This window comes from Streptomyces sp. NPDC059454, from assembly GCF_042749965.1.
In the GTDB taxonomy this organism is placed as follows: Bacteria; Actinomycetota; Actinomycetes; order Streptomycetales; family Streptomycetaceae; genus Streptomyces.
Genome location: NZ_JBHYVC010000016.1, coordinates 39,517 through 60,129 on the forward strand (window position 1 = coordinate 39,517; position 20,613 = coordinate 60,129).

The window sequence follows — 20,613 nt, forward strand, 5'->3', positions numbered from 1 at the left end:
CGTACGCGCACCGTAAGTGCCCTGTGGGGGGAAGTGCGTGCGCGTGGAAAAGTGGCGAGAAGACGCCCAACCGGAATGGCCCGAGGGTGTATCGGCGTTCGAGAAGGGCGCCGAGGACGAGGACCTGCGTGAGACGAGGGTCCTTCCCCTGAGCGAGAAGCCCGCCGGCGCGGACGTGCGCGGGGCCGACTCCGGTCCCGGCTTCCTCGAGGACCGCTGGGCCCGCATCGGAGTCTTCCCCGGCGACAACGACAGGACCCGGGTCCTGCCCGACGCCGCCCACCGCGCGGAGCCCCCCGCCCGGCCCGAGCCGCGCGACGGTGACGCCCGTGGCCCGGCCGCGCCGGGCCGGACGACGCCGTCCGGAAGCCCGGCGGACGCTCCCTGGGACACCGAGCGCACCGCCGCCCTGCGCATCCCCCGCCGGCCGGGCGACGTCCCCGGCGCCACGACGGCAGGGCCCTCGTCCCGGCCGGGCGGAGTACGCCCCTCGGGCGACTTCGGAGCGACCGGTTCCCCGTCGGCTTCCGGGCGCCCGCAGTCCGACCCCGGGACAGCCGTCTTCCCGCCGACGTCCGGGCGCCCGTCGTCGGGCCCCGGGGCAGCCGGTGCTCCGACCGGGTTCCGGGGTTCCTCCGTGGATTCCGGTGCTCCGACCGGGTTCCGGGGTTCCTCCGTGGATTCCGGTGTCCCGACCGGGTTCCGGGGTTCCTCCGCGGACTCCGGTGCTCCGACCCAGTTCCTGCGCCCCTCCGCGGACTCCGGCACCCCGACGGTTTCCCGCACCCCCCTCCGTGACCCCTGGCAGGAGGAGGCCGGCGACTCCGCCGCGGCCACCCACGACCCGCACGAGGTGACGGTCCAGCTCGACTCCGTGCAGATCGGGGAAGGCCTCGAACTGCGCCGGGCGACGGGCCGGGTGAGCGGCGGACAGGACGCCGCCGGCGGACCCGTGTTCGTCGACGAGTCCGGCCGCCGCAGCCGTCTCTACCGCCGTATCGGCCTGGCCGTCGGCCTCGCCTGCGCCGGCTACGCCGTCGTCATGGTCGCCACGCTGCTGTCCGGCAACTCCGACGCCCCTTGGATGCCCGTCCCCGGTCAGGAGGACAAGCCCGCCGGTCAGGTCGGGACGACGCCGCGACCCGAGGAGACGGGCGCCACGCCCGGCACCGGCACCGGCCCCGCTCCGGGCGGCACGCCGACCACCGGCACCCCCACGCTGCCCGCGCCCGGCGCCACCGCACCCGCGACGGGCGGCGGGGCCGGTACCGCGGACCAGCCGGACACCGCCGCCCCGACATCCACGGCGACCCGGCAGAACACCACCGACCCGGCCACCGGAGGTGACGGCGACGCCACCTCCACACCCCCGGACGACACCGTGAGCACGGCGCCCGCCGACCCGCCGGTGTCGGAGATCCCCGACCCCGTGACGACCGCCCCCACCGGCGGCGGAGAGGCCGGGGGCACCGACAACGCCGCCGGTGCCCCCGCCGACCGGCCGGTCGTCGCCGCCGACGGTTCCGCCGCACAGCCGGACCGGTCCACCACCCCCACCGCACCGTCCCCGGAGAACGTCCTCTGATGGCATCCCGCTCCCCCCGCCGCAGGGCCGCCCACCGGTCACGCGGCGGCTCCCCGCGCCGCCGCGTGCCCCTGCGCCTGCTGCTTCCCGTGCTCGTCCTCGTCGCCCTGGCGGCCATGCTCATGCTGCGCGGATACGTGCACAGCGAGATCCTCGCCGACCACCGCGTGCAGAAGCCCGCCCCCACCACGCAGGTGCCCCAGGAAATACTGGAGGGCGGCCCGGTCATCGACGCCCGCGCCGGCAAGGCCCAGAGCCTGAGCGTCCCCGACCGCCGCCTCGTCCTCACCTTCGACGACGGCCCGGACCCGATCTGGACGCCGAAGGTGCTCGACGTGCTGAAGAAGCACGACGCGCACGCGGTCTTCTTCGTCACCGGCACCATGGCCTCCCGCTACCCGGACCTCGTCCAGCGCATGGTCGACGAGGGCCACGAGATCGGCCTGCACACCTTCAACCACCCCGACCTCGCCCTCCAGTCCACGAAGCGCATCGACTGGGAGCTGTCGCAGAACCAGCTCGCGATCACCGGCGCGGCCGGCATCCGCACCTCGCTCTTCCGCCCGCCGTACTCCTCCTTCGCCGACGCCATGGACAACGAGACCTGGCCGGTCACCCAGTACATCGGCAGCCGCGGCTACCTCACCGTCGTCAACAACACCGACAGCGAGGACTGGAAGCGGCCCGGCGCCGACGAGATCATCCGCCGCGCCACGCCCGAGGGCGGCAAGGGCGCCATCGTCCTGATGCACGACTCCGGCGGCGACCGCAGCCAGACCGTCGCGGCGCTCGACAGGTTCCTGCCGGACCTGAAGGAGAAGGGCTACGAGTTCGACAACCTGACCGAGGCCCTGGACGCGCCCAGCGCGCACAGCCCCGTCACCGGAGCCGACCTCTGGAAGGGCAAGGCGTGGATCTTCCTGGTCCAGGCCTCCGAGCACATCACCGACGTCCTGGTGGTCGGCCTCGCGATCATCGGCACCCTGGTCATCGGACGCTTCGTCCTGATGCTCCTCCTCTCCGGCGTCCACGCCCGCCGCGTCCGCCGCAAGGGCTTCCGCTGGGGCCCGCCGGTCCACGAACCGGTGACGGTGCTGGTCCCGGCGTACAACGAGGCCAAGTGCATCGAGAACACCGTCAACTCCCTGATGGCGAGCGAGCACCCGATCGAGATCCTCGTCATCGACGACGGTTCCACCGACGGCACCGCCCGCATCGTCGAGGCGATGGGCCTGCCCAACGTGCGGGTGATCCGCCAGCTCAACGCGGGCAAGCCGGCCGCGCTCAACCGGGGCCTGGCCAACGCCCGGTACGACATCGTCGTGATGATGGACGGCGACACCGTCTTCGAACCGTCCACCGTCCGCGAACTCGTCCAGCCCTTCGGTGACCCCAGGGTCGGCGCGGTGGCGGGCAACGCGAAGGTCGGCAACAAGGACAGCCTCATCGGCGCCTGGCAGCACATCGAGTACGTGATGGGCTTCAACCTGGACCGCCGCATGTACGACATCCTCGGCTGCATGCCGACCATCCCCGGCGCGGTCGGCGCCTTCCGCCGTTCCGCCCTGGAGCCCATCGGCGGCATGAGCGACGACACGCTCGCCGAGGACACCGACGTCACCATGGCGCTGCACCGCGCCGGCTGGCGCGTGGTCTACGCCGAGAACGCCCGCGCCTGGACCGAGGCCCCGGAGACCGTCCAGCAGCTGTGGTCGCAGCGCTACCGCTGGTCGTACGGCACCATGCAGGCCATCTGGAAGCACCGCCGCGCGGTGATCGACAAGGGGCCCTCGGGCCGCTTCGGCCGCATCGGCCTGCCCTTCGTCTCCCTGTTCATGATCGTGGCTCCGCTGCTGGCCCCGCTGATCGACGTCTTCCTGCTCTACGGCCTCGTCTTCGGCCCGACCGAGAAGACGATCATTGCGTGGCTGGGCGTGCTGGCCATCCAGGCGGTCTGCGCGGCGTACGCCTTCCACCTCGACCGCGAACGTATGACCCACCTGATCTCGCTGCCGCTGCAGCAGATCCTCTACCGCCAGCTCATGTACGTGGTGCTGCTCCAGTCCTGGATCACCGCACTCACCGGCGGCCGCCTGCGCTGGCAGAAGCTGCGGCGCACGGGCGTGGTCGGGGCACCTGTCGGTGGAGTGGTGCCGGGCCAGCGCGACCGGCGCAGCGATGATCGGAGGCCCGTGGCATGACCCACGGATACACGGCCGGCACGGGCACGAGCCCGGAGCCGGCGGGCCCGTACGGAACGCCGTACGCGGGGGCCGCGGGCGCGGTCCCGGGGCCGACGCCGTACACGGTCCCGCAGCAGCGGACGACCGAGCCCGCACCCGCCCCGGAGCGCAAGAAGCCGGGCCGGGACCGGTACCTGGACCTGCTGCGTTCCATCGCCCTGGTGCGCGTCGTGGTGTACCACCTCTTCGGCTGGGCCTGGCTGACGGTGGTGTTCCCGTCGATGGGCGTGATGTTCGCGCTGGCGGGCTCGCTGATGGCGCGGTCGCTGAAGCGGCCGGCGCTGGGCGTGATCCGCGGCCGTGTCCGCCGACTCCTGCCGCCCCTGTGGGTGTTCTCCGTGGTCGTGCTGGCGATGATGTTCGCCAATGGCTGGAACCCGTCCGAGGACCCGGACCGCGGCGGTACCTGGGGCCTGATCGAGCTGTTCAACTACATCGTGCCGATCGGCGCCCCGCCCTACCCCTGGCACATCGGCTCCCAGTCGGGGCTGCTGGAGGACACCTGGGCAGTGCAGGCCGCAGGTGTCCTGTGGTACCTGCGCGCCTACCTGTGGTTCGTCATCGCGTCGCCGCTGCTGTTGTGGTTGTTCCGCAAGGCTCCCTGGCCGACACTGCTCGCACCGCTCGGCCTGACGGCGATCGTCGGCACGGGCGTGGTGACCATCCCCGGTGAGACGGGCAACGCGGTCACCGACTTCGCGGTTTACGGCGGTTGCTGGATGCTGGGCTTCGCCCACCACGAGGGTCTGCTGAAGCAGATCCCGCGGTACGTCTCCGTCTCCTGCGCGTCGCTGGTGATGGCCTTCGGCCTGTGGTGGGCCTCGAACCACCTCGGCCCCGACGGCTGGGACCTCAACGACATCCCGCTGGCCCAGGCCACCTGGTCGTTCGGCTTCGTCGTGATCCTGCTCCAGTACTCCCCGTCCTGGCAGGAACTCCCGGGCCGCCTGGCGAAGTGGGACAAACTGGTGACCCTCTCCAACAACCGCGCGGTCACCATCTACCTGTGGCACAACCTGCTGATCATGGCGACGGTGCCGATCATCGACCTGGCCTACGAACTCCCGTTCATGCAGAGCGAGCGGGCGGTCGCTGCCCTCGACGGCGCGTACACCATCTGGATGTTCGCCCTCGTCTGGCCGCTCATCGGCCTGATGATCCTCGCGGTCGGCTGGGTCGAGGACCTCGCGGCGAAGCGCAGGCCGAGGCTGTGGCCGAACGGGAGCAAGAGCGGGCGGCCCCGGCCGAGCAGCGGGGCGCGCCGGGGCTGACGTCACGGTTGTTCATGTCGGCGGGGTTTGCCGGTGACCGTTGGGCCACTCGCTTCTTTGCAGTGTCGTGCTTCCGCGGGCCGCGTCAAGGGCGCTGCGTTCCGCTGCGCTGCACTCCGCGTCGCCTACGGCGATGGCCCTCCGGGCCACCCTTGACCCGGCCCGCTCCAGCACGGGGGAGAAGCGAGCGAGCGGCCGGAGGGAAGCGGGGGGCCTGGGCGCGCTCGCGATGCGGGGAGCGTTGGCCAGTCACCCGAGGTCTGCGGGCGCACTCGCGCCTCGCCTGCACGCCGGGCCGGCTCAGCGGCTGTCGGCGGCTGGGTGGTGCGGGCGCGCGCTGGGCGGGTGGCGGCACGCCGGGCCGGCTCAGCGGCTGTCGCCGGGTGGCGGATGCGCGGTCGCGTCTCGCCTGGATGGCGGGTGGGCTTGGCGGCTATCGCTCGGTGGCGGTGGTGGCGGTGGTGGTGGCGGTGGTGGCGGTGGTGGCGGTGGTGGGGATCCGGGGGGAAGGACGATGGGCAGATGTGCCCCGCCCTCGACAGTTCCCTACGGACGAAACCGTCGGTGGAGGCGCTGGGCCGCCGGGAAGAGGTGGAACAAATCCGCCCTGTCACTGTCCATCGGGCGATGATTGGAGCCTTTCTCCAAGGGAGGCGAGGCAGAGAACGGAGTGGAAGCCGTGGGGCGGGGCGGAGAGATGGAGGAACGCTCCAATCGTGCTCGGCGACCGGCGATCGATGCCCCCGGTACCTGCCTGGCAGGGCTCGCCTGCGCTGCTGCCACTGGTGACGGGCCTCCCTACCCTCCTGGCCGGAGACCGCACCCACTGCCCACCGGCCGGTAGTCGCTGAGTGCACGTGGCGTGCCGTCGAGATGCGAGTGCGCACCGCCCGCTACCTGGCGGTAGTCGCTGAACCGGCCCGGCGTGCAGGCGAGGTACGAGTGCGTACCGCGAACTCCGGGTGACTGTCAGCCGACGGCAGGTCGCAAGCGTGCCTGGCCCCCGCTTCTCTTCCGGCCGCTCGCTCGCTTCTCCCTCGTGCTGGAGCGGGCCGGGTCAAGGGTGGGCCGCAGGCCCATCGCCGAAGGCGACGCGGAGTGCAGCGCAGCGGAACGCAGCGCCCTTGACGCGGCCCGTGGAAGCACGACACTGCAAAGAAGCGAGTGGCCCGACGGTCACTTCGTGATGTGCGTGAGGAAGACGGCCCACGTGGTGGGGGAGAGGTCGAGCCGGGAGCCGGACGCGTCCTTCGAGTCGCGTACGAGGACGGTGGCGGGAGTGGTGGCCACTTCGACGCAGTTGGAGGCGTCTGGGCTGTAGGAGGACTTGCGCCATGCGTGATCGGACATCGTCACTCTCTCAGGTCTCCTGGGTGATGCGGTGGATCAGATCGCGGGACTCGGCAGGCTTGAGGGCGTTTGACTCCATGCGGTCGAGCACTGAACGGTACTTGTTCAACTGGGCTTCCGCGTCGAGGAATTCGCACCCGTGGTGGGTATCCAGCTGCACGGTGTCGAGCTGCGGGACGGGACCCAGCAGGTAGTCGATCGACTGTCCCGTTCCCGGGAAGGAGCCCTTGCCGAACGGGATGATCCGAACGGTGACGTGTTCCAGTTCGCTCATGTCCAGCAGGTGCTGGAGCTGGGCGCGGACGGTCGTGGAGCCGCCGTACCCCATGTGCAGGGCGGACTCGTGGATCACCGCCGTGTAGGGCGGAGGGTCCTCGCGATGGAGAATGCCCTGGCGCTTGATGCGGTGGGTCACGCGGTGCTCGATCTCGTACTGCCTCAAAGGCGGTACCGCTTCGCAGAAGAGCGCACGGGCGTGGTCCGTGGTTTGCAGGAGCGCCGGAATGTGGATCACCAGGGCGACGCGTAGCGCGGTCGTGTGGTGTTCCAGCTCCGCCAGGTCGACCAGTGCGGCGGGCAGGTGTTCGCGGTACTCCTCCCACCAGCCCCGGCGTCGGCGCCCGGTCATGGCGGCCAGTGCGTCGACCAGGGCCTGGTCGGAGCAGTCGTAGGCGGACGCCATCCCGCGTACGAGGTCGGCGCTCACAGGGCTGCGACCGGTCTCGATCATGCTCACGCGTCCTTGGTTGACGCCCAGGTGCTCGGCGGCCCTGGTCACCGTGAACCCCGCCTTCTCGCGGAGTTTGCGCAGCTCGGCGCCCAGTCTCCGTTGCCGCAGCGTCGGATTGTTCGTGGGCGGCACAGCGTGTCCTTCCTGGCCGCGAAGCGGCTCTCATGTCCCTCGCACGAGCTAATCGAAGATGAACCTCCCGTAGTTGGGAGATTTATCTTCCAGACCGGCTCTACCGTAGCGGTATCGCTCACCCGCCGCGCTCGTAAGCCGGAAGCGCACCGATCGAGGCACTGCCACCGCCCGGCGTGGCCGTGAGTGTGAAACCCAAGTCCCGCTCTGATCCCCGGAGACAACCATGGTCACCGTAGCCCCGCCCCACCCCTGGACGTACGCCCTTCGCCTCCCCCGTGACCCCCGCGCGGTACGCGTCGCACGTATGACGGTGCGGGCGGCGCTCGACGGGCACGGCATGCAGGACGCCGTCGACGTCGTGGAGTTGCTGACGTCGGAGTTGGTGACCAACACCTACCTGCACACCAAGGGGCCCGCCTCCCTGCGGCTCACGGGGCTGGGCGACGGCCGGCTGCGGGTCGGGGTGTGGGACAGCGACCCGTACGTCCCCGCTCCGTTCGGCGGGTCCGGCGAGGACTCCGCCCCGCTCGCTCCGGACGGCGCCGAGACCGGGCGTGGGCTGCGTCTCGTGCAGGAGTACGCCGACTCGTGGGGCGGTTGGGCCCTGGAGGGCGGTGCGCTGGGGCGAGGGGCCGGGAAACTGCTCTGGTTCGAGGTGGGCGGGCGTGCCACACTGCCCCTGTTGCGGAAGTGAACGGTGTGGCCAGGGGGCGGAACAAGGATGAGCAAGCGGCAGACGCAGAAGATGCTGCGGTTGATGGCGAGCGGGGAGCCGGTCGAGCTCACCAGTGCGATGGCGTCCGTGAAGAAGCTCGCCAAACTCGCCTTCGTCGCCCAGCAGTTCGGGTACGAGTACGCGGACGTACGGCAGGGTGGCGGGAACAACAGCCAGCTGAGGATGCTGATCGTGCCCGATCACAGTCCGCAGGCCCGCGCCCGCGCCGCGCAGAACTGGGCGCAGTACCCGAACGCCGGTGACGGGGTCTCGGTGCCGCCGCTCGTGCCGGACGCCTTCGAACTCCTCAAGGCCCGCATCAACTTCGACCTCACCGGCAAGAGCGCCGAGAAGCGGATGGGGTACGGCGCCCTCGGCGTCTCCATCGGCTGTGTGGTCGTCGCCTACCGGCTCGGGGGCACATCCGACGACTTCGTCATCGCGGCCGTGATCTGGCTGGCCCTCATGGCCGTCTTCGGCGTCGGCTTCGTCGTCACCCGCAAGCGCAACGCCAAGTTCGCGGCCCGGTTGCAGGCGGCCGGCTTCGCCCCGGTGGCAGACGGGACGGGCCGGGTGCGCTACCTGCCCCCGGGCGGGCAGGTGCCAGGGCAGCACGGCAACCCCTTCGGGGGCGGCCCGTACGGAGCCCAGGGTCCAAGGATGCCGGCCCCGACACCCGGAATGCCCGCACCGGTACCGGGTTACGGTCACCCGCCCCAGCAGGCCCCGATGCCGTACGCCCAGCAGCCCCCGGCCGCCTACGGCACCCCACCCGCCCCCGCCCCGTACGGCACCCCGCCCCAGGCTCCCGGCCCCTACGCCCAGCCCCAGCCCCCGTACGGGCACCCCGCCCAGCCGCCCCACCCCCAGCAGAACCCCCACTGGCAGCCCCCGCAGCGCTGACGCGGCGCCGCACCTCACGGCACCGCCCGCGCCCCCTGCCGGACACCTCTCACCCGGCCCCCGCCACGGGTGAGAGCAACGTTCCCCAGCGGTCACCGCCCGCCACAGCCACGAAACGACCCCTCCCTACCTTCGGGATCAGCCCCTCGCGGCACCGCCCGCGCCCCGGAGAGCAGTGGAGGCCTCATGACAGCCCGCAGCGGCCGCTGGATCCAGCAGTGGGACCCGGAGGACGAGACCTTCTGGAACCGGACCGGGGAGAAGATCGCCCGGCGCAATCTGTTCTTCTCCGTGCTGTCCGAGCACATCGGGTTCTCGATCTGGACGATGTGGTCCGTGCTGGTGCTCTTCATGGGCCCCGAGTACGGGCTGACGCCCGCCGACAAGTTCCTGCTGACGTCGATGGTCACGCTGGTCGGCGCCGTGGTCCGGGTGCCGTACACCTTCGCCGTCGCGGTCTTCGGCGGGCGGAACTGGACGGTGATCAGCGCGGGGCTGCTGCTCGTGCCCACCGTCGCCGCGTTCGCCGTGATGGAGCCGGGGACGTCCTTCTCCACGTTCCTGCTGGTCGGCCTGCTGGCCGGAATCGGCGGCGGCAACTTCGCCTCCTCCATGACCAACATCAACGCCTTCTTCCCGCTGCGGAAGAAGGGCTGGGCGCTCGGTCTGAACGCCGGCGGCGGCAACATCGGCGTCCCGGTGATCCAGCTCGCCGCCCTCGCGATCATCGGCGCGAGCGGCGGACCGCGCGTGCTGCTCGGCATCTACATCCCGCTGATCGTCGTCGCCGCCGTGCTCGCCGCGCTCTACATGGACAACCTCGCCTCGGTGAAGAACGACACCGGCGCCGCCAAGGACGCCGCGCGGGACGCGCACACCTGGATCATGGCGTTCCTCTACATCGGCACCTTCGGCTCCTTCATCGGCTACAGCTTCGCCTTCGGGCAGGTGCTGCAGAACCAGTTCGACCGCACGCCGCTCGAAGCCGCGTACGTCACCTTCATCGGCCCGCTGCTCGGGTCCCTGATCCGCCCGGTGGGCGGTTCGCTCGCCGACCGGTACGGCGGGTCGAGGATCACGCTGTGGAACTTCGTCGCCATGGGCGCGGCGACCTCCGTGCTGATCGTCGCCTCCATGCAGAAGTCGCTGGCGCTGTTCACCGTCGCGTTCGTCGTCCTGTTCGTGCTGACCGGCCTCGGCAACGGGTCGACGTACAAGATGATCCCCGGCATCTTCCAGGCGAAGGCACGGGCCAAGGGACTGGCGGGTGAGGAGGCGGCCGCGTACGGGCGGCGGCTGTCGGGGGCGTCCATGGGGCTGATCGGCGCGGTGGGCGCGCTCGGCGGGGTCGGCATCAACCTGGCCTTCCGCCAGTCCTTCCTCTCCTACGGCTCCGGCACCGGCGCGTTCGTCGCCTTCCTCGCCTGCTACGCGGTCTGCTTCGCGGTCACCTGGGCGGTATACCTTCGCCGCCCGGCGGCCCGGCCGACGGACACGGATGCCGCCCCGGAGGAGAAGTCGCAGCTCAGCTACGCCAACGTATGACGTAACACTGGTGACACGAAGCCGAACCGAGCCTGTCACGCATCGTTGACAGGCTCGGTCGGCAGGGAGGCGGAGCCGCATCTCCCTGCAGTACGCCGACTCGAGCCGGGACGAGAGCCATGTACGACGAAGAAGAGCAGCCACCGGAGCACGGGCCCCTCGCGGGGTTCACCGTGGGGGTGACCGCGGCGCGCCGGGCCGACGAGCTGGGCGTGCTCCTTGAGCGGCGCGGAGCTGCCGTGCTGCACGCCCCGGCCCTGCGGATCGTGCCGCTCGCCGACGACAGCGAGCTGCTGGCCGCCACCAAGGACATCATCGGGCAGGCCCCGGACATCGCGGTCGCCACCACCGCCATCGGGTTCCGGGGGTGGGTGGAGGCCGCCGACGGCTGGGGACTGGGCGAGGACCTGCTGGCGCGGCTGCGCGGAGTGCGGATCCTGGCGCGCGGCCCCAAGGTGAAGGGCGCGATCCGGGCCGCCGGGCTGACCGAGGAGTGGTCGCCGGCGTCGGAGTCCATGGCGGAGGTGCTCGACCGGCTGCTGGAGGAGGGCGTCGACGGGTTGCGGCTCGCCGTACAGCTGCACGGTGAGCCGCTGCCCGGGTTCGTGGAGTCGCTGCGGGCCGGGGGAGCGGAGGTGGTGGGGGTGCCGGTGTACCGGTGGATGCCACCGGAGGACCTCGGTCCGGTCGACCGCCTCATCGACGCGGCCGTCGCCCGCACCCTGGACGCGGTCACCTTCACCAGCGCGCCCGCCGCCGCGTCCCTGCTGTCCCGCGCGGAGGACCGCGGGCTGCTCGACGACCTGCTGGCCGCGCTCGGCCACGACGTGCTGTCCGCCTGCGTCGGCCCGGTCACCGCGCTGCCGCTGCAGGCCCGCGGCATCGACACGGTGCAGCCCGAACGCTTCCGGCTCGGCCCGCTGGTCCAGCTGCTCTGCCGGGAACTGCCCTCCCGTGCCCGCGCGTTGCCCGTCGCCGGGCACCGGGTGGAGATCCGGGGGCACGCGGTCCTGGTGGACGGCGCGCTCAGACCCGTACCGCCGGCCGGGATGTCACTGCTGCGGGCGTTGTCCCGGCGGCCCGGCTGGGTCGTCTCCCGCGCTGAGCTGCTGCGCGCCCTTCCCGGCGCGGGCCGCGACGAACACGCGGTGGAGACCGCCATGGCCCGCCTCCGTTCCGCCCTGGGCGCCCCGAAGCTGATCCAGACGGTCGTCAAGCGCGGCTACCGCCTCGCCCTGGACCCGGTGGCGGAGTCGAAGTACGGGGAGGGCTGAGCGCGGCGCGAGGGGTTCCGGCGACCGGGACGGGAAGGCACTGTGGGAAGGGAACAGCTTCCCGGATCGCTCACCGGCCCCCTCGCGCGGGGCCAACCTAGGCGGTGGCAGGAACATGGCACTGGGTACGGTCACGGCGGCGCCCCACGAGCTGCGGTTCGACACCGGGCGGGTCTGCCTGGATCTGCTCGCGACCACCCATCCCGTGGAACGGCTCGGCTCCGTGGAGGTGCTGCGCGCCTGGATCACCGGCTCCGGGCTCGTGCCCGCGGGCACCGTGCTCGCCCACGCCGACGCCTCCTGGCCGGTGGCCTTCCGTGAACTGCGCGGGCAGCTCGTCCCGTTGGTGCGCGGCCGGCCGGCGCCCGGTGTCCCCTCGTACGACCTGGCGCTCGCCCGGGTCAACGAGCTCGCCCGCACCGCGCCCCCGGCGCCCCGCGCGGTGCCCGGTGAGGACGGCGTGCTGGTGCGCCGCCTCGACGGCCCGCCCGGCCGCGCGGCGCTGCTCGCGGCCGTCGCGCGGGACGCGGTGGATCTGCTCACCGACCCCGTCGCACGCGGGAGCCTGCGGCAGTGCGAGGGCGACAACTGCCCGATCGTGTACCTCGACACCTCCCGGGGGCGCAGGCGGCGCTGGTGCTCCAGCGAGATCTGCGGCAACCGGGAGCGGGTGGCCCGCCACCGCCGGCGCGCGGCACTCGCGCGGACCTAGAAGACCGGTGTCCCTTGTGCGGCTTCTGCGTCCGGGCCGGGAAGGAACGGCGAAGTGACGTCGGTTACACCGCCGTTCACCGCCCTCGCCCTGTGATGGGTGTCACACCCTTGCCGTCGTGTCGGAAATGTAAAGAAGTGGCGGGGGGATTGTGGGGTCATGTCCCGGTCGTCACATGACCTCGCGGAAAACTGCCATCTCCCTTTGAACACCCGCCCCCCGCCGTCCGTACCGGTTGTCGAGCGACCGACTGGGGGATCCCCCGGACACCGGAGGTGGGCGTGCGCAAGGATGCGGCCGTGGCCAATGAACGTGGAGCGAGGGCCCGACATCGCATGTCCTCACAGCCCTCGGAACCCGACGAGGAGCTGATGCGCGCGCTGTACCGCGAGCACGCCGGACCTCTGCTGGCCTACGTCCTGCGGCTGGTCGCCGGAGACCGGCAGCGCGCCGAGGACGTCGTCCAGGAAACGCTCATCCGTGCCTGGAAGAACGCCGGTCAGCTCAATCGGGCGACCGGTTCGGTACGCCCCTGGCTGGTGACGGTCGCCCGGCGCATCGTCATCGACGGCCACCGCAGCCGGCAGGCCCGGCCGCAGGAGGTCGATCCGTCGCCGCTGGAGGTCATCCCCGCGGAGGACGAGATCGACAAGGCGCTGTGGCTGATGACGCTGTCGGACGCGCTCGACGACCTGACCCCGGCTCACCGGGAGGTTCTCGTCGAGACGTACTTCAAGGGGCGTACCGTCAATGAGGCGGCCCAGACACTCGGCATACCCAGCGGCACCGTCCGCTCCCGGGTGTTCTACGCCCTGCGGTCGATGAAGCTGGCTCTGGAGGAGCGGGGGGTGACGGCGTGATGAGTGTGTACGGGGGAAACCAGGGATTCGGCACGGGCGGTACGGGTATGTCTGGTGCCATGGAGGGATCACCGGTGCCGAACGAGCACGAGACCGTCGGCGCCTACGCCCTCGGCATCCTCGACGACGCCGAAGCAACCGCTTTCGAGGCGCACCTCGCGACCTGCGAGTGGTGCGCCCAGCAGCTCGACGAACTGGCCGGTATGGAACCGATGCTGGCCGCGCTCGCGGACCTGCCCGGTACCGGGACGCCCGCGCTGGGCGAGTCGCTCTCCGCCAAGCCCTCCCCGCGCGTGGTGGAGAAGCTGGTGGACGAGGTGGCCGAGCGCCGTGCGAGGAAGCGCCGCCGTAACTTCTACATGGTGGCCGCCGCCGGCGCGCTGATCGTCAGCGGTCCGTTCGTGGCCGTGGCGGCCAGCGGCGGGGGCGACGAGGGCGGGGGCGGGAGTGGGAGCGGTACCAAGCAGACGCTCGCGGCCAACCCCGCCAAGGTGGCCTTCGACAAGAGCTCCGACAAGATCATGGCGACCGATCCCGGCACCCAGGTGACCGCGACCGTGGCCCTGGAGGAGAAGCTCTGGGGCACCGAGGTCGTCACGGAGCTGAAGAACGTCAAGGGCCCGCAGAAGTGCTCGCTGATCGCCGTCGGCAAGAACGGCGAGCGGGAGACCGTCACCTCCTGGTCCGTCCCCGGCGAGGGCTACGGACTGCCGGACGCCAAGTCGGAGAAGGCCAGGCAGCCGCTGTACGTCCAGGGCGGCGCAGCCTTCCAGCCGAACGAGATCGACCACTTCCAGTTCATGACCTTCGACGGCGAGCTGCTCGTCGAGGTCGACGCGTAGCCTTACGGGCCCCCTTCGCGTACGGTTGACGGCTGCCCAGCACGTCAGAAGGGGGCCCGGTGGCCGCTCAGGCTCAACAGCAAACCGCGGTCGATCCGGTTCACGACTCCGTTCGCGACCGGGAGATCAGCGTCGAACAGGAACACCTCGACCGGGTGTACCGGCGCCTCGAGGAGAAGATCCACGAGGCCGAGTTCCTCATGCGCGACGCCGCCCTGCGCGGCCAGGTCGGCACGCCCGGCGCCCTCGCCGAGCGGGACGCCCAGGTCTTCCGGGCCGGCATCCACCTCAACCGGCTGAACAACGAGTACGAGGACTTCCTCTTCGGCCGGATCGACCTGCTGCTCGGCAAGGACGGCAAGAAGGGCCCCGACGGCGCGTACACCGCCGTCGAGCCCGCCGAGGGCGCCGTACGCCCCGACAACACCGCCGACATCGCCGAGACCCTGCACATCGGCCGCATCGGCGTCCTGGACGAGGACTACGCCCCGCTGGTCATCGACTGGCGGGCGCCGGCCGCCGCCCCCTTCTACCGCTCCACCCCGGTCGACCCCGGCCGGGTCGTGCGCCGTCGCGTCATCCGCTCCAAGGGCCGCCGGGTCCGAAGCGTCGAGGACGACCTGATGCGCCCCGAGCTGACGGCGTCCCTGGACGGCCACGAACTGCCCGTGATCGGCGACGGCGCCCTGATGGCCGCGCTCGGCCAGGCCCGTACGCACACCATGCGGGACATCGTGGCGTCCATCCAGGCCGAGCAGGACCTGGTGATCCGTGCCCCCGCCGCCTCCGTGACGTACGTCGAGGGCGGCCCCGGCACCGGCAAGACCGCCGTCGCCCTGCACCGCGCGGCCTACCTCCTCTACCAGGACCGGCGCCGGTACGCGGGCGGCATCCTCATCGTCTCGCCCACCCCGCTCCTCGTCGCCTACACCGAGGGCGTGCTGCCCTCCCTGGGCGAGGAGGGCCAGGTCGCCGTCCGCGCCATCGGCTCGCTGGTCGACGGCGCCGAGGCCACGCTGTACGACTCCCCGTCGGTGGCCCGCGCCAAGGGCTCGTACCGCATGCTGAAGGTGCTGCGGAAGGCCGCGCGCGGAGCGCTGGAGCCGAGCGGTCCACCGCAGCGGCTGCGGGTCGTCGCCTTCGGGCGGCGCCTGGAACTGGAAGCGGAGGAACTGGCGGGCATCCGCCACACCGCCCTCGGCGGCACCGCCCCGGTCAACCTGCTGCGCCCCCGCGCCCGCAGGCTGCTCCTCGACGCCCTGTGGGAGCGCTCCGGCGCCGGCAACCGGCACACCGACCCGCAGCTCGCAGCCGAGCTGCGCTCCTCCTTCGACGAGGACGTCACCACCGAGGACGACTTCATCGCCTTCCTCGACGCCTGGTGGCCCGAGCTGACCCCGGCCGCCGTCCTGGACGCCATGGCCGACGAGCGGCGCCTCGGCCGCTGGGCCCGGCGGATCCTCAACCCCGGCGAGGTCCGCAAGGTCGCCCGCGCGCTGAAGCGCGGTGGCCGCTCCGTGCACGACATCGCGATGCTCGACGAGCTCCAGGCGATCCTCGGCACCCCGGCCCGCCCCCGCAAGAAGCGCGAGCTCGACCCGCTGGACCAGCTCACCGGCCTGGAGGAGCTGATGCCGGTGCGCGAGGAGACACAGCGCGAGCGGGCCGAGCGGCTCGCCCAGGAGCGCGTCGAGTACGCGCACGTCATCGTCGACGAGGCCCAGGACCTCACCCCGATGCAGTGGCGCATGGTCGGCCGCCGCGGCCGGCACGCCACCTGGACGGTCGTCGGCGACCCGGCCCAGTCCTCCTGGTCCGACCCCGACGAGGCCGCCCAGGCCCGCGACGAGGCCCTCGGCACCCGCCCGCGCCGCCGCTTCGAGCTCACCGTGAACTACCGCAACCCCGCCGAGATCGCCGAACTGGCGTCGAAGGTGCTCGCCCTCGCCATGCCGGGTTCGCAGTCGCCGAGGGCGGTGCGCTCCACCGGCGTCGAGCCGCGCTTCGCCGTCGCGGAGGGCGCCCTGGGGGAGACCGTGCGCGCGGAGGCGGCCCGGCTGCTGGAGCGGGTGGACGGCACCGTCGGCGTGGTCGTCGCCATGCAGCGCCGCGAGGAGGCCAGGCGCTGGCTCGACGGGCTCGGCGACCGCGTGGTGGCGCTCGGCAGCCTGGAGGCCAAGGGCCTGGAGTACGACGCGACGATCGTCGTCTCCCCGGCGGAGATCGCCGACGAGTCCCCGGCCGGTCTGCGGGTGCTGTACGTCGCCCTGACCCGGGCCACGCAACAGCTGACGGTGGTCTCGGCGGACCGCGACGAGCCGGACGCGGCCGGGGTGCCGGATCTGCTGAGGGACTGAGGGGCGCTCGGAAAAACGGATTGCGCCACGGGAATGGCCTTACCGGATCCGTTTGTTAGCCTTGGTGTGGCACCGGCCCGATCCAAGCCCCCGGGCCCAACCTTAGTCGCTTCGAGCGACCACTTGCCGCGAGGCGAGCATGGCGGGTCGGTGCCACTCAGGCGCTCGAGAGGCCCACGTCACTTCCCGTGACGTGGGCCTCTTTCCTTGCCCGATGCCCTCTCGTGAAGCGGAAAGTGCCTTCCGTCATGCGGTACGTGTCGGTGAACAAAACGTCCGCAATCCAGGGCGGCTACCGCGTACTCAGGGGTAGGTGCGACGATCGGACGGCACATTTAGCGACACGGTAAAAGCAGAGGAAGTCGGCCATGGCAACGGCGCCCAGCGTCTCCTACTCGATGACGATCCGGCTGGAGGTGCCCGCGAGCGGAACCGCCGTCTCGCAGCTCACCACGGCCGTGGAGTCCTCCGGAGGCTCGGTGACCGGCCTCGACGTCACCGCGTCCGGCCACGAGAAGCTCCGTATAGACGTCACCATCGCGGCCTCCTCCACCTCGCACGCCGACGAGATCGTCGAGGAGCTGCGCGGCATCGAGGGCGTCACCCTGGGCAAGGTCTCCGACCGTACGTTCCTGATGCACCTCGGCGGCAAGATCGAGATGGCGTCGAAACACCCCATCCGCAACCGTGACGACCTGTCCATGATCTACACGCCCGGTGTGGCCCGCGTGTGCATGGCGATCGCGGAGAATCCCGAGGACGCCCGCCGCCTGACCATCAAGCGCAACTCCGTTGCGGTCGTGACGGACGGCTCGGCCGTCCTCGGCCTGGGCAACATCGGCCCGAAGGCCGCGCTGCCGGTGATGGAGGGCAAGGCGGCCCTGTTCAAGCGGTTCGCCGGCATCGACGCCTGGCCGATCTGCCTGGACACCCAGGACACCGACGCGATCGTCGAGATCGTCAAGGCCATCGCGCCGGGCTTCGCCGGCATCAACCTGGAGGACATCTCCGCCCCCCGCTGCTTCGAGATCGAGGCCCGGCTGCGCGAGGCCCTGGACATCCCCGTCTTCCACGACGACCAGCACGGCACCGCGATCGTCGTCCTCGCCGCCCTGACCAACGCCCTGCGGGTCACCGGCAGGGCGATCGAGAACATCCGCGTCGTGATGTCCGGCGCCGGCGCCGCGGGGACGGCCATCCTGAAGCTGCTGCTCGCCGCGGGTGTGAAGAACGCCGTGGTGGCCGACATCCACGGCATCGTGCACGCCGGCCGCGAGGACCTCGTGGACGCCGCCCCCGGCTCCGCGCTGCGCTGGATCGCCGACAACACCAACCCCGAGAACCTCACCGGCACCCTGAAGGAGGCCGTGCGCGGCGCGGACGTCTTCATCGGCGTCTCCGCCCCGAACGTCCTCGACGGCGACGACGTGTCCGCGATGGCCGACGGCGCCATCGTGTTCGCGCTCGCGAACCCCGACCCCGAGGTCGACCCGGCAATCGCCCGCCAGACGGCGGCCGTTGTGGCCACCGGCCGCTCCGACTTCCCCAACCAGATCAACAACGTGCTGGTCTTCCCGGGTGTCTTCCGCGGTCTGCTCGACGCCCAGTCCCGCACCGTCAACACCGAGATGATGCTGGCCGCCGCACAGGCCCTGGCCGACGTGGTCACCGAGGACGAGCTGAACCCGAACTACATCATCCCCAGCGTCTTCAACGACAAGGTCGCCGGTGCCGTCGCCGGCGCGGTGCGCGACGCGGCGAAGGCGGCGGGGGCGTCGGCCTCCTAGGGGAGCCGGGCGCCACGAGGGCCACGAGGGCCACGAGCACCGTGAGGGCTGTGAGGATCGCCACGGCCGGTTGGAACCGGCGCGTCGGGGCACCCGGAGGTCCTGGTCGCCCTTTATGGTGGCGGCCGGGCCGTGGCGCTCTTCGTGTGACTCCCTGGGGTGTTCTCACGACTCCTGCGGGTGCCGGATTGGCATTACCGCCGCAGGTAGAGGCAGGATGCGTCCCTGGGCGCGAGGGTCTGACGACGGACCCGGGTCCGGGGACCCACCGAGGAACCTGGCAGCATCGGCTTGGCCGTGCCCGACATGCGGCTCCGCCGCGTGGCACGCCTCAACGGCAAGAAGAACACGGGAGTAACAACATGAACCGCAGTGAGCTGGTGGCCGCGCTGGCCGACCGCGCCGAGGTGACCCGCAAGGACGCCGACGCCGTGCTGGCCGCGTTCGCCGAGGTCGTCGGCGACATCGTCTCCAAGGGCGACGAGAAGGTCACCGTCCCCGGCTTCCTGACCTTCGAGCGCACCCACCGGGCCGCGCGCACCGCGCGCAACCCGCAGACCGGTGAGCCGATCCAGATCCCCGCGGGGTACAGCGTGAAGGTGTCGGCGGGCTCGAAGCTCAAGGAAGCCGCCAAGGGCAAGTAAGGGCGCGTAAGCGCCGTTCAGGTCTGGCGCCGTGGGCGACTGCCGGCAGTCTGTGGCTGATCGCGCAGTTCCCCGCGCCCCTTGGAGGCGCTTTCACATACGCCGATGGGGCGATCACCCAGTGTGGGTGATCGCCCCATCGGCGTATCCGTGAAGGCTGCTGTCAGCCGAGCGCCTTGCCCGGGAGTTCCACCTTCGCGCCCAGCTCCACGAGCTTCTCCATGCTGTGTCTTCCCGGGGGGTGACCCCCGGACCCCCAGCCGGGGCGGTGTTGCCGGGGCCGGGGCCGGGGTGGCGTGGTGGGCAGGGTCAGCCGAGCGCCTTGCCCGGGAGTTCCACCTTCGCGCCCAGCTCCACGAGCTTCTCCATGAAGTTCTCGTAGCCGCGGTTGATCAGGCCGATGCCGTGGACGCGGGAGGTGCCCTGGGCGGCGAGGGCGGCGATGAGGTAGGAGAAGCCGCCGCGCAGGTCGGGGATGACGAGATCCGCGCCCTGGAGCTTCGTCGGGCCCGAGACGACCGCCGAGTGGAGGAAGTTGCGCTGGCCGAAGCGGCAGTCGGAGCCGCCCAGGCACTCGCGGTACAGCTGGATGTGCGCGCCCATCTGGTTGAGCGCGGAGGTGAAGCCGAGCCGGGACTCGTAGACCGTCTCGTGGACGATGGACAGGCCCGTCGCCTGGGTCAGGGCGACCACCAGCGGCTGCTGCCAGTCCGTCTGGAAGCCCGGGTGCACGTCCGTCTCCAGCGCGATGGACTTCAACAGACCGCCGGGGTGCCAGAAGCGGATGCCCTCGTCGTCGATCTCGAAGGCGCCGCCGACCTTGCGGTAGGTGTTCAGGAACGTCATCATCGAGCGCTGCTGGGCGCCGCGGACGTAGATGTTGCCCTCGGTCGCCAGCGCGGCGGACGCCCAGGAGGCGGCCTCCAGGCGGTCGGGCAGGGCGCGGTGGGTGTAGCCGCCGAGCTTGTCCACACCGGTGATGCGGATGGTCCGGTCGATGTCCATCGCGATGATCGCGCCCATTTTCTGCAGGACGCAGATCAGGTCCTCGATCTCCGGCTCCACCGCCGCGTTGGACAGGACGGTGACGCCCTCCGCGAGGACCGCCGTCAGCAGCACCTGCTCGGTCGCGCCGACGGAGGGGTACGGCAGCCGGATCTTGGTGCCGCGCAGCCGCTGCGGGGCCTCCAGGTACTGGCCGTCCGCCCGCTTCTCGATGGTCGCGCCGAACTGCCGCAGCACGTCGAAGTGGAAGTCGATGGGCCGGCCGCCGATGTCGCAGCCGCCGAGTCCCGGGATGAACGCGTGCCCGAGCCGGTGCAGCAGCGGGCCGCAGAACAGGATCGGGATCCGCGAGGACCCGGCGTGGGCATCGATGTCAGCGACGTTGGCGCTCTCCACGTGCGTGGGGTCGAGCACCAGTTCGCCGGGCTCCTCGCCCGGACGGACCGTCACGCCGTGCAGTTGCAGCAGACCCCGTACGACCCGGACGTCACGGATGTCCGGGACGTTGCCCAGACGGCTCGGTGCGCTGCCCAGCAGCGCGGCGACCATGGCCTTCGGTACGAGGTTCTTCGCACCGCGGACACGGATCTCGCCCTCCAGCGGGGTTCCGCCGTGGACAAGCAGTACGTCATCGACGTCGTTGACGGTCATGAAT

16 protein-coding genes are annotated in these 20,613 nt (G+C 71.4%); 13 read left to right on the forward strand and 3 right to left on the reverse strand.

Features of this window, described 5'->3' with window-relative positions; all coding sequences use genetic code 11:
* Positions 1-43: 43 nt before the first annotated feature.
* Genes ACFXAE_RS14045 through ACFXAE_RS14055 form a run of 3 tightly spaced genes read left to right on the forward strand, consistent with a single transcriptional unit; the run spans position 44 to position 5,099 of the window.
* Positions 44-1,585 carry a hypothetical protein gene (locus ACFXAE_RS14045; protein WP_384713052.1) on the forward strand — a complete coding sequence of 514 codons (1,542 nt, stop codon included), beginning with the start codon at positions 44-46 and terminating at the stop codon, positions 1,583-1,585.
* Complete coding sequence (locus tag ACFXAE_RS14050; RefSeq protein ID WP_384713055.1) at positions 1,585-3,786, forward strand: glycosyltransferase; 2,202 nt, start codon at positions 1,585-1,587, stop codon at positions 3,784-3,786. The genes ACFXAE_RS14045 and ACFXAE_RS14050 overlap by 1 nt, the downstream gene beginning before the upstream one ends.
* Positions 3,783-5,099 (forward strand): acyltransferase family protein, encoded by a 1,317-nt coding sequence (locus ACFXAE_RS14055; protein ID WP_384713058.1) that lies wholly within the window; start codon positions 3,783-3,785, stop codon positions 5,097-5,099. Before ACFXAE_RS14050 ends, ACFXAE_RS14055 begins: the two co-directional genes overlap by 4 nt.
* Positions 5,100-6,275: 1,176 nt before the next feature.
* Here the strand turns inward: ACFXAE_RS14055 and ACFXAE_RS14060 are convergent.
* Both ACFXAE_RS14060 and ACFXAE_RS14065 read right to left on the reverse strand, forming a co-directional pair.
* Complete coding sequence (locus tag ACFXAE_RS14060; RefSeq protein WP_384713061.1) at positions 6,276-6,449, reverse strand: DUF397 domain-containing protein; 174 nt, start codon at positions 6,447-6,449, stop codon at positions 6,276-6,278.
* Between the two features lie 10 nt (positions 6,450-6,459).
* On the reverse strand, positions 6,460-7,311 hold the full coding sequence (locus ACFXAE_RS14065; RefSeq protein WP_384713064.1) for a helix-turn-helix domain-containing protein: 852 nt from the start codon (positions 7,309-7,311) through the stop codon (positions 6,460-6,462).
* 226 nt (positions 7,312-7,537) lie between these two features.
* On the opposite strand from ACFXAE_RS14065, the gene ACFXAE_RS14070 reads away from it, so the two are divergent.
* The 10 genes from ACFXAE_RS14070 to ACFXAE_RS14115 all read left to right on the forward strand — a co-directional run bounded on the left by ACFXAE_RS14070 (position 7,538) and on the right by ACFXAE_RS14115 (position 18,953).
* Entirely contained in the window at positions 7,538-8,008 is a 471-nt protein-coding gene (locus tag ACFXAE_RS14070; RefSeq protein ID WP_384713067.1) for an ATP-binding protein, read from the forward strand.
* A 27-nt stretch (positions 8,009-8,035) separates the two neighbouring features.
* Positions 8,036-8,932, forward strand: coding sequence for a hypothetical protein (locus tag ACFXAE_RS14075; protein WP_384713070.1), 897 nt, complete (start codon positions 8,036-8,038; stop codon positions 8,930-8,932).
* Positions 8,933-9,118: 186 nt separating this feature from the next.
* On the forward strand, positions 9,119-10,477 hold the full coding sequence (locus ACFXAE_RS14080) for a nitrate/nitrite transporter (protein WP_384713073.1): 1,359 nt from the start codon (positions 9,119-9,121) through the stop codon (positions 10,475-10,477).
* A gap of 119 nt (positions 10,478-10,596) precedes the next feature.
* On the forward strand, positions 10,597-11,751 hold the full coding sequence (locus ACFXAE_RS14085; RefSeq protein WP_384713076.1) for a uroporphyrinogen-III synthase: 1,155 nt from the start codon (positions 10,597-10,599) through the stop codon (positions 11,749-11,751).
* A 115-nt stretch (positions 11,752-11,866) separates the two neighbouring features.
* Complete coding sequence (locus ACFXAE_RS14090) at positions 11,867-12,463, forward strand: CGNR zinc finger domain-containing protein (RefSeq protein ID WP_384713079.1); 597 nt, start codon at positions 11,867-11,869, stop codon at positions 12,461-12,463.
* Between the two features lie 275 nt (positions 12,464-12,738).
* A complete protein-coding gene (locus ACFXAE_RS14095; protein ID WP_004930798.1) occupies positions 12,739-13,323 on the forward strand; it encodes a sigma-70 family RNA polymerase sigma factor in 585 nt (194 codons plus the stop codon).
* Positions 13,324-13,397: 74 nt separating this feature from the next.
* Positions 13,398-14,165 carry an anti-sigma factor family protein gene (locus tag ACFXAE_RS14100; protein ID WP_384713082.1) on the forward strand — a complete coding sequence of 256 codons (768 nt, stop codon included), beginning with the start codon at positions 13,398-13,400 and terminating at the stop codon, positions 14,163-14,165.
* A 59-nt stretch (positions 14,166-14,224) separates the two neighbouring features.
* Entirely contained in the window at positions 14,225-16,522 is a 2,298-nt protein-coding gene (locus tag ACFXAE_RS14105) for a HelD family protein (RefSeq protein WP_384713085.1), read from the forward strand.
* Between the two features lie 368 nt (positions 16,523-16,890).
* Positions 16,891-18,309 carry an NAD-dependent malic enzyme gene (locus ACFXAE_RS14110; protein ID WP_384713088.1) on the forward strand — a complete coding sequence of 473 codons (1,419 nt, stop codon included), beginning with the start codon at positions 16,891-16,893 and terminating at the stop codon, positions 18,307-18,309.
* Positions 18,310-18,671: 362 nt separating this feature from the next.
* Entirely contained in the window at positions 18,672-18,953 is a 282-nt protein-coding gene (locus ACFXAE_RS14115) for an HU family DNA-binding protein (protein ID WP_004987462.1), read from the forward strand.
* 309 nt (positions 18,954-19,262) lie between these two features.
* On the opposite strand, the gene murA is transcribed toward ACFXAE_RS14115, so the two are convergent.
* Positions 19,263-20,609, reverse strand: coding sequence for a UDP-N-acetylglucosamine 1-carboxyvinyltransferase (murA, locus tag ACFXAE_RS14120; RefSeq protein WP_384713092.1), 1,347 nt, complete (start codon positions 20,607-20,609; stop codon positions 19,263-19,265).
* Positions 20,610-20,613 lie beyond the last annotated feature (4 nt).

Bases quoted from the DNA above. Each gene is read 5' to 3' on its own strand.
- ACFXAE_RS14085 (WP_384713076.1), top strand. From the start codon at position 10,597: ATGTACGACGAAGAAGAGCAGCCACCGGAGCACGGGCCCCTCGCGGGG.
- murA (WP_384713092.1), bottom strand. From the start codon at position 20,609: ATGACCGTCAACGACGTCGATGACGTACTGCTTGTCCACGGCGGAACC.
- ACFXAE_RS14075 (WP_384713070.1), top strand. From the start codon at position 8,036: ATGAGCAAGCGGCAGACGCAGAAGATGCTGCGGTTGATGGCGAGCGGG.
- ACFXAE_RS14110 (WP_384713088.1), top strand. From the start codon at position 16,891: ATGGCAACGGCGCCCAGCGTCTCCTACTCGATGACGATCCGGCTGGAG.
- ACFXAE_RS14055 (WP_384713058.1), top strand. From the start codon at position 3,783: ATGACCCACGGATACACGGCCGGCACGGGCACGAGCCCGGAGCCGGCG.
- ACFXAE_RS14060 (WP_384713061.1), bottom strand. From the start codon at position 6,449: ATGTCCGATCACGCATGGCGCAAGTCCTCCTACAGCCCAGACGCCTCC.
- ACFXAE_RS14070 (WP_384713067.1), top strand. From the start codon at position 7,538: ATGGTCACCGTAGCCCCGCCCCACCCCTGGACGTACGCCCTTCGCCTC.
- ACFXAE_RS14090 (WP_384713079.1), top strand. From the start codon at position 11,867: ATGGCACTGGGTACGGTCACGGCGGCGCCCCACGAGCTGCGGTTCGAC.
- ACFXAE_RS14050 (WP_384713055.1), top strand. From the start codon at position 1,585: ATGGCATCCCGCTCCCCCCGCCGCAGGGCCGCCCACCGGTCACGCGGC.
- ACFXAE_RS14080 (WP_384713073.1), top strand. From the start codon at position 9,119: ATGACAGCCCGCAGCGGCCGCTGGATCCAGCAGTGGGACCCGGAGGAC.
- ACFXAE_RS14115 (WP_004987462.1), top strand. From the start codon at position 18,672: ATGAACCGCAGTGAGCTGGTGGCCGCGCTGGCCGACCGCGCCGAGGTG.